Annotated in this window: 2 protein-coding genes; both read right to left on the bottom strand. The window is 48.1% G+C overall.

The features are described 5' to 3' along the window. Window positions 1-1,193, bottom strand: a 1,193-nt coding sequence (locus tag KDK13_RS12255; RefSeq protein ID WP_257285258.1) for a hypothetical protein, incomplete at its 3' end; no start/stop codon positions are given. Between the two features lie 44 nt (window positions 1,194-1,237). After that, window positions 1,238-1,618: pilus assembly protein (locus KDK13_RS12250; protein ID WP_257285257.1), on the bottom strand; the 381-nt coding region annotated here is incomplete at its 5' end.

Genomic DNA, 1,618 nt, shown 5'->3' with positions numbered 1-1,618 from the left:
CGAAGTGCCTCCAAATAAAGTTCAGCCAGCGGATTGCCCCACATGCTGCAATGCTTCGAGGAATAGGTACTTCTGCTGCCTTTAAAGTCCGAAACAGAAATTCCGTAAGTACCGCAATCCGTATATTTGTTTTGGGAAAAACTGTACTTTGCCAGCCTGAACTGATTGATGTTATGAATAATGCCTTCAACACTGTTGAAACGGCCGGTAGCCAGGTCTATCTCATCATCAGCACTCTGGGTATTACCGGCAATTTTGCTGATATTTTTCCGCAGTACGCCACCGGAAATATTTTTATCATAAGAGCCACTGATTAAACCAAAGCGGATATCGCCTGACTCACCATACTGCTGAAGCAAGCCTGAGGGTTTGCTCTTACCGGTGCTGTATAACTTACAGCGATCCGTATTTGCAGCATCCTTACCGGTTACACAGGCATTAATATAAACATCGTTTGTCGTTAATCTGAAACTGGTAGAAGGACTGTTCTGAGTACCCCACTGGCACTGCTTTACTTCTGTGGAAGCCCAGCGAGGCCAGGCCTCCCTGGCAACCCTGACTTCAGGTGTGCCATTTTCGGAACCGGCAACATTGCAGAGACTGATCTCACTGTTGCTATAGGGCGTAAAATTCTCTGTAGGAATGCCAGAATCACTGCTTCTATAAATTTTGACAAACGCATGCACATCCCTGGGAATATAAGCCCGCTCCAATATCGTTTGATTATTGGTATCCGTCGATCGCTTTCCGCCAAACAGCACCGTTCTGAGGATATCCATCCGTGTCATGGTGGCCCAGTTCAGAAAGTTACCGCTCCAGGGAGCCTGAGCAGTGGTGCAATAGTGCCCTTGCTCACCGGTAGCTTCCTCTACTGGTGAATAGCGCCCGGAAGCGTATTGATAGCACCAGTTACTGTCGAAGTACCCCAGATAATCAAAACTGTCCACATAGCTGGTATCCAGCCGGCCATCCGAATCCAGGTCCGTATAATCGCTGTACGCTTTTTTAAACAGTTCATGATCAACGGACATCACCAGCATAACCAGCGGCTCCGAGGTGTTACTGATCAAGGGGGGCGTTGCTGCATAATCACTGGACACTGCTTCAGCACTGGCTCTGAAAGAAAGCAGCAACAGCAGTCCGGACAACATGACCTGCCTGAAAGTAAAACTATGTGAGGTATATCGATCCATGATCACCTCCACTTCCTTGTTAGAATTCCACCGCTAACTCAACATCAGCTGCTTTTTTTATACGACGATTGAAGCATTACCCGCGAATCACCCGAACCGCCGGTAGCCAGAGCGGTAATCCGATAGAACTGAGCCCAATCCCCACGATTGGCCGGGTCTGGCAACGGCCCAGAGGCTTCTTTGGCGATATAGCAGCGAAATTCAATAATATATTTGGCCTGAGCCGATATACCGCTGATGGAAACTGTCGTTACTCTGTGTAGACCGTTATCACTCCACAGGGTGCCAGTTAACCATGGCTCGGAAACACCCGGGTCACAGCTGCCAATATCGTCAATGTTGTTTCCGGTAAAACAGTACCCATTGTCACAATTCACGCCAAAGCCGGATAAGGCCAGTTCATTGTCAGCAATAAAATTTTCTGC

This window comes from Endozoicomonas sp. SESOKO1 (assembly GCF_024606265.1).
In the GTDB taxonomy this organism is placed as follows: domain Bacteria; phylum Pseudomonadota; class Gammaproteobacteria; order Pseudomonadales; family Endozoicomonadaceae; genus Endozoicomonas.
This window is presented reverse-complemented; position numbering and strand designations above follow the sequence as displayed.